General features: G+C 35.8%; 9 protein-coding genes. 2 read left to right on the top strand and 7 right to left on the bottom strand.

The window, feature by feature from the left end; genetic code table 11:
* Nucleotides 1–41: 41 nt before the first annotated feature.
* The 5 genes from ESZ50_RS01495 to ESZ50_RS01480 all read right to left on the bottom strand — a co-directional run bounded on the left by ESZ50_RS01495 (nucleotide 42) and on the right by ESZ50_RS01480 (nucleotide 3094).
* A complete protein-coding gene (locus ESZ50_RS01495; protein WP_148621829.1) occupies nucleotides 42–374 on the bottom strand; it encodes a hypothetical protein in 333 nt (110 codons plus the stop codon).
* 97 nt (nucleotides 375–471) lie between these two features.
* Nucleotides 472–603, bottom strand: a complete 132-nt coding sequence (locus ESZ50_RS11890; RefSeq protein WP_281282874.1) for a hypothetical protein — start codon at nucleotides 601–603, stop codon at nucleotides 472–474.
* Between the two features lie 468 nt (nucleotides 604–1071).
* Entirely contained in the window at nucleotides 1072–1365 is a 294-nt protein-coding gene (locus tag ESZ50_RS01490) for a hypothetical protein (protein ID WP_148621828.1), read from the bottom strand.
* A 611-nt stretch (nucleotides 1366–1976) separates the two neighbouring features.
* Entirely contained in the window at nucleotides 1977–2270 is a 294-nt protein-coding gene (locus ESZ50_RS01485) for a hypothetical protein (protein WP_148621827.1), read from the bottom strand.
* A 458-nt stretch (nucleotides 2271–2728) separates the two neighbouring features.
* Nucleotides 2729–3094, bottom strand: a complete 366-nt coding sequence (locus ESZ50_RS01480; RefSeq protein ID WP_148621826.1) for a carboxymuconolactone decarboxylase family protein — start codon at nucleotides 3092–3094, stop codon at nucleotides 2729–2731.
* A 111-nt stretch (nucleotides 3095–3205) separates the two neighbouring features.
* Between ESZ50_RS01480 and ESZ50_RS01475 the strand changes: the two genes are divergently transcribed.
* A complete protein-coding gene (locus ESZ50_RS01475) occupies nucleotides 3206–3586 on the top strand; it encodes a MerR family transcriptional regulator (RefSeq protein WP_148621825.1) in 381 nt (126 codons plus the stop codon).
* A gap of 566 nt (nucleotides 3587–4152) precedes the next feature.
* Here the strand turns inward: ESZ50_RS01475 and ESZ50_RS01470 are convergent.
* Together ESZ50_RS01470 and ESZ50_RS01465 are read right to left on the bottom strand one after the other, a co-directional pair.
* On the bottom strand, nucleotides 4153–4626 hold the full coding sequence (locus tag ESZ50_RS01470; RefSeq protein ID WP_148621824.1) for a TspO/MBR family protein: 474 nt from the start codon (nucleotides 4624–4626) through the stop codon (nucleotides 4153–4155).
* Nucleotides 4627–4739: 113 nt separating this feature from the next.
* The gene (locus ESZ50_RS01465; RefSeq protein ID WP_148621823.1) at nucleotides 4740–5075 is read right to left on the bottom strand and encodes a DsrE family protein; all 336 of its coding nucleotides are present in this window, start codon (nucleotides 5073–5075) and stop codon (nucleotides 4740–4742) included.
* Nucleotides 5076–5240: 165 nt separating this feature from the next.
* On the opposite strand from ESZ50_RS01465, the gene ESZ50_RS01460 reads away from it, so the two are divergent.
* Entirely contained in the window at nucleotides 5241–5984 is a 744-nt protein-coding gene (locus ESZ50_RS01460) for a WxL domain-containing protein (protein WP_148621822.1), read from the top strand.
* Nucleotides 5985–6000: the final 16 nt, after the last annotated feature.

Genomic DNA, 6000 nt, shown 5'->3' with positions numbered 1-6000 from the left:
CAACTTTTGGGGTTCACATCATTGCTTAGTGAGTCTTATATTTAGATTAGAGTTTCAAGTATCTTTAATAAATTATCTTTTGCTTGGCGAAAATCAGATAGTTTATCACCATACTTCATTTGATATTCCTCGAGCCCTCGCATTGCAAAGAGACTTTCATATTGATAAAAATCTTCATATGCTTCAGTGAAAGCCCTATACTTATCATCCATATTGGCTGAAAGCAAGGCAGTCTGAATAAATCTAAAGTCTGTATAACCCAATTCAAATTGAACAGCAATCGCTCGAATGAAATCATGTTTTGCTTCAATATGAGCATAATGATGCTCTGCATTCCATTGTAAGTTTTCCACTGCACTTTTAATATTCATCATGACTAGGAGTCCTCCTTTTGACTAACAAAAAGTAATTAACAGATTCATTATATACTTTTTTGGTGAGAAGGTAAGCCGTTCAATACTTTTACAAATTTCATCTCTCGTTCAGATCATCAAGCCGCTGCTCAATAAGCTCAATAATATTTTCAAGAATATTTACATCATTACTTTCGTTAATAAACGTCTTGATATCGTTTTCCGAATAAACATTATGTGACTTTTCCATGATAAGTGTCCTCATTTATTTAAAGTGTTTTTCTTATAAATCTTATCAGATAAATACAAAAAAGGCCTACTAAGAAGAAACCAATCTGCCTAGTCGGCCTTAGTTTATACAATTCAGTGGGTTCTAAATTATTTTACGCTTAAAATGGGTTAAGTAGCTAGGTTGCTACTTGTTACATATAAAATATTGGCTTACTTAACGTAGCCTTAATTGTTCGGCAATGTGTATTGCTACAAATTAGTTTAGCTATGTGTAGAGACAATACTCATACTTGAATTAGCATCTGAGACCAGACCAATATCCTAAATTAAACTCAAATTGTAAGTTCAAGCCCTCCTCCTTTGAGCCAATTAGAGTAAATACATCAAAGTTCGGTATTACATCAGCTAAGATCATATTCCCGTTCACATCGTAATTCTGGTTAGAAATATTTAATCACAAACTTCCAATATCCAAATTAAAGGATGCTCAATAACTCATAAAGTAAACAATAATCTTCTTATTATCATTTTCCAGAATAAACCCAATTTTCTCATTAGTCTTATCATTAAATGATGCTTCCACATTCTCATCCAAGGAATACTCGATTGATGTAAAGCTAGTGTTATCAGCCCAATGCAGTGCCAATGTATGTCTGATATCGTCTATATATGTAGATACCTTTCCACTAGCAATTATGCCAAAGCGTTCAGTGGAAATTACGAACTTGTGCACACCATTCTCGATCCCCAATTTGCCCAATTCAATAAGTTTCCTGGTCATGTTTTCCATCTCCAAATTTCGATTATCATGTAGAGTATAAGCTCAAAATATAATATTTACGTTACAAAATTATGAATTAAAAAAGACCACACATTCGGACAGAAAAATACACTAATCGAGTCATTTTAGATAAAAAGACCCATCATTCCAACAAAAAAGACATCCAACCCAAGCCAGATGTCCACCATGATAAAACGCTACTGCTTAGACCCGAACTGAGAGTCCGCAGATTTAAGAGTTCAACTCTACCAACGAGTTAAACAACAGTTGTCAATTAGTACGCCAGATTAGTTATTATTCGGAGCAAATCTTTTACATATTGAATTAGAAAAGTTAGCTTGGCGCACTAATCGATAACACGGCTTTAAAAGCCATGTATATTTTATCACAAAATTTGGATTAATAGTGAAATCTTCGTTATTTTACGTCGTCTACCCTCGTACAAACCTTGTCATGGGAATATTCCAACTGCAAAAGAATACAGATTAATATTGGTAAATATGGCACAATCAACGCCAATAACCGACATTACTAAATATTTCCAAATTTGATTCTCAATTGTCCTCAGCGAAAATTAACCGCTTCTAACCAAGTTACAAACTTACCAATTACTAAATACTAATTTTCAACTTCCAACGGTCATCAGTAAATTCAATATTATCCGTCAGGCACTTAGTATCCTCAGCCAAATAGATTCTAGATTTTCGCGAAAAACTTCTTGGTGGGATTTCATTCCCAGAAAACTCCTGTGCCATACCAGACCAGTCGAATTCATATGAACCATCTTGATCTACTGATACCTTAACTTCGCCTTTTCTAAATTCATCACGTTCACTGTCATAGAGACGAAATGCGTACATTTCGTCTTTTAATTCAATCTCTTCATTTCGAAACTTCTCAACCATAATCATTCCCCCTTTTGCCAAATTCCAAATAATCAATAACTACCTCTTTTACTTACAGAAATTCAGATTTTGTCAGACAATCATTCCAATAGCCTCGTATATTTAAAACAAATTTGACTCCGTCTGACATAATCAATGTATATCCTTGGCAATCTGTAAGTATATGCCATACTATCTATCTTGATTTTAACACGAGATTCATTGTAAGCGCAATCAAAAACCTATTTGTCGTAACTACCAATCGCTTACCCCCGTTACATTCTTACAAACTATTTCATAATAAAATTCATAAAATCAAAACAACATATTCCTGCCCCCAATCAAATTAAGAAAGTGCAACCAACCTCAAAAAGGGCCAAAACCGTTACAGTTTTGACTCTCGCTTTCTCCACAATTTAATTACATGCTGCCGTCAATGAACACCTTCTAAGATCATCACAAACGAAAAATAAATATGCTTATTCATACAAAACATCAAACGATGCTCGCATTGCTGTAATGACTCGCGGAAATCCAACATATGGGATACATTGGATCAAGCATTCAACAATCTCTTCTCTTGTTAAACCAGCATTTACTCCACCTTGAATATGGGATTTTAGTAATTTCTCAGAGGCACCTTGTGTAAGCAAACTAGTTATTGCAACCATTTCTTTATATTTCAAACCTAGGCCTGGCCTGTCATAGATACTTCCTGGAATAGCCAATAGATATTCCTTGATATCCTCGTAAATACCATCAATAGACAACATATCCTTAAAGCCCTGCTCTCCAAGAATGATTTTTAAATTGTCACCTTCAGTTTCTAAAATTCTTTTACTCATGTTATTCCTTCTTTCTGGTCACTTATGCCTTAAAATAAGGATATCTTCTGGAGTACACTCAAGGTCAAGCAATTCATATTAAAAATCTTGCAAATTTAGGATAGGATTATTATGACAAAATATTCAATCGGCCAATTTTCTAAACTTTCTAACTTATCGATCGACACATTACGATACTATGAGAAACAAGAGCTTATTTTCCCGAAACGAGATCAAGCAAACCGACGTTTTTATACAGATCATGACCTCCCCTGGATTGATTTCATTCATCGTTTAAAGAAAACAGGGATGCCAATCAAGAAAATGCGTGAATATACCAAGTTAAGGTATGAGGGGAATTCAACTATACCCGATCGAATACTCATTCTTAACAAGCAACTAGCCACCCTCCAATTTGAAGAAAAAAGACTCCAAGAGCATATTAAATTTGTTGAGGAAAAGATCGAAACTTATAACCTGCTACTATTACGAGACATTGTGGAACATATCTAATAGAAGGCCCGTTGATTATTAACTGCATTCCTTTTACCGTGCCACAATCTAGTTACAGAAAAGCGATTATCTGCTTCAAAGCTATTTTTGTGTCTCAATATGATATTTAATTCAGTGTGTCACAACGAAAAGAAGCCTAAGTTGGAAGTCTAAATCATATTTTCAGCCCCCATATCACATATAGATTGTTAATTGATTGTGAGATAAACACAAAAGCCGTAAATGGGATCTTGTGCACTAACTTCGATCAACACTTTTTTGCAGCAAATCTCAGCTTCATTCTCCGACTAGTTAATTTTGATTTTCATCGTTCCCAAATAAAAAAAGAGCCTTGAAAAAGGCTCTTTTTTCCGACCAGCCTGGGTAGCCAATCATTCTGCGTTTCTTACTTAGGAGTGTAATAAATAAATGGATAACTTATCTATTACTTGCTATCTATAATAATAAATTACACTTAATGATGCCTTAAATGCTGGATAAAAAAAGATGCCATTCTCCAGTCATATTTATATTAGTCACCATATTCTTTCCAAGCAGACTCCATTTCTTAAGGCAATCCACATGTACTAGTTCAAAATGGTCACAGCGATCGACAAATAACTTGCAAATAATAGCCACATTAAATATGGTACTAGCACGATGCGCACCTTTCGTCGATCAAAGAATAGTAAAGCAATTACCAAGCCGTCCATAAGTAAGATCATTCCGCTTGCAAGCAAGAAATTATTTAGTGTGAAGAATACAACTGTCCATAAAATGTTTAACATCAGTTGAGCGTACATACAATAATAAATTAATTGTCTGTTCTCCTTTAATTCCGTTAACTTGGCACAATAAATTCCCAATAGAACATACAGTCCAATCCATGTCGGACCGAAAATCCACCCCGGTGGTGCAAGTGGTGGTAATTTAAAACCTGTATATATTTCTCCAATCGAAACCCCTCTTACCCATTCAACACTAAGAGATGACAGTGACCCCAATGCTAGAATTACTAGCGAGAATATGATTACTTTACCAATAAAGGATAATTTACTCATTAGCTCCCCTCCATATCATGCTTCCTATTATCTCCATGATAACCAAGGAAAATGAATCTTCATATTGATATGCTCATCGAGTAAACTGTCAATTCCAAACCTTCGACAACTTATTAAGGTTTAATATATCCATACCCCACACGTTGCTTTAACGCTAGTTCTACAACTCCCGATGGCACAAATTTAAGTCCTGCTTGTATTTCATTAGCTTCAATCTTACGTTGACTCATTGAATTCTTGCAGATACGAACATCCACGCCAATTGCCAGCAAAGCTCCAAGATCCTGTGCGCCTGTCTTTTTAGCCTCATTAACTGCCTCACCATTTACTAATAGCTCAATGGTTCCTTCCTCATCTTCTTCACTCATCCATTCAGCCATATGATGAAGATTTGAAATTACCGTTGCCCATTTTATTGTCTCATCAATATGAAAGATCGTATTTAACATCTCTATTCCTCCGTTTTTTGCTTTATTTTAAACAAAATTATACTACTCTCCTTTAAAAAAATTTGATTCATCAATTTATGAGCAATTTATTTCATAAACGTAGCTTAAACAAATATAATTAGTGTAAATACTAACTCTTTTCTCGGGGAACAAGGAGGGAAACTCATGTTAAAAAACAACATCTATTTTGGGCTCTCAATTTTGCTTCTATCGGCCGTATCGGGATTAACTTCGCCTGTACTTGCCGCAGACCTTTCAACCAATTACAACTCAAATGCTTCAATCTCCTTTATCGAAAATACAGATCCAACTGCTCCTGTTGATCCCACTAATCCGGACAACCCATTTGATCCTGATAACCCTACGCAACCAGGAACAAATGGCCCATTATCCATTGACTATGCCTCATCACTTGATTTTGGTACTCAAAAAATCTCAACAAAAAATGATTACTATTTCGCAAAACTCACCAAAGGAACTGATAGTAACGGCCAGCCAAAATCAGTCCCTAACTATGTACAAGTAACTGATAACACTGGCTCCAATCAAGGGTGGAACTTAAACGTTACACAAACTGAAGAATTTACTAACACCGATACCGGCCACGTATTAGCAGGAGCGGCACTTGTTTTCTTTGGACCAACCCTGCTAACATTGACCGGTTCTGACGCAGGCAAACCCATTCATGAAGCTGAAATAACGCCAATCGTCGGTCAAGCTTCGCGCGTTGTTACAGCCTTTGAAAATCAGGGTCAAGGGACGTGGGTGATTAGCTTTACTGATGATGATACGGGTGGGGCACAATCAATTGCCCTGGTCGTCCCAGGAGCATCAACGAAAGAGCTTGGCGCATATACAACTACCTTAAAATGGACTTTGGGTCAAACGCCAGATATTACAGCTCCATAATGATCGTCAACCATTT

The organism is Weissella muntiaci (assembly GCF_008107635.1).
Classification (GTDB): domain Bacteria; phylum Bacillota; class Bacilli; order Lactobacillales; family Lactobacillaceae; genus Weissella; species Weissella muntiaci.
The sequence above is the reverse complement of the archived record's forward strand: the minus strand, read 5'-3'. Positions and strand labels throughout refer to the sequence as shown.

What these genes read in the sequence shown, in the direction of transcription:
- ESZ50_RS01470 (WP_148621824.1), bottom strand. Translation starts at nt 4,626, where the DNA reads ATGAGTAAATTATCCTTTATTGGTAAAGTAATCATATTCTCGCTAGTA.
- ESZ50_RS11890 (WP_281282874.1), bottom strand. Translation starts at nt 603, where the DNA reads ATGGAAAAGTCACATAATGTTTATTCGGAAAACGATATCAAGACGTTT.
- ESZ50_RS01475 (WP_148621825.1), top strand. Translation starts at nt 3,206, where the DNA reads ATGACAAAATATTCAATCGGCCAATTTTCTAAACTTTCTAACTTATCG.
- ESZ50_RS01490 (WP_148621828.1), bottom strand. Translation starts at nt 1,365, where the DNA reads ATGACCAGGAAACTTATTGAATTGGGCAAATTGGGGATCGAGAATGGT.
- ESZ50_RS01460 (WP_148621822.1), top strand. Translation starts at nt 5,241, where the DNA reads ATGTTAAAAAACAACATCTATTTTGGGCTCTCAATTTTGCTTCTATCG.
- ESZ50_RS01495 (WP_148621829.1), bottom strand. Translation starts at nt 374, where the DNA reads ATGATGAATATTAAAAGTGCAGTGGAAAACTTACAATGGAATGCAGAG.
- ESZ50_RS01485 (WP_148621827.1), bottom strand. Translation starts at nt 2,270, where the DNA reads ATGGTTGAGAAGTTTCGAAATGAAGAGATTGAATTAAAAGACGAAATG.
- ESZ50_RS01480 (WP_148621826.1), bottom strand. Translation starts at nt 3,094, where the DNA reads ATGAGTAAAAGAATTTTAGAAACTGAAGGTGACAATTTAAAAATCATT.
- ESZ50_RS01465 (WP_148621823.1), bottom strand. Translation starts at nt 5,075, where the DNA reads ATGTTAAATACGATCTTTCATATTGATGAGACAATAAAATGGGCAACG.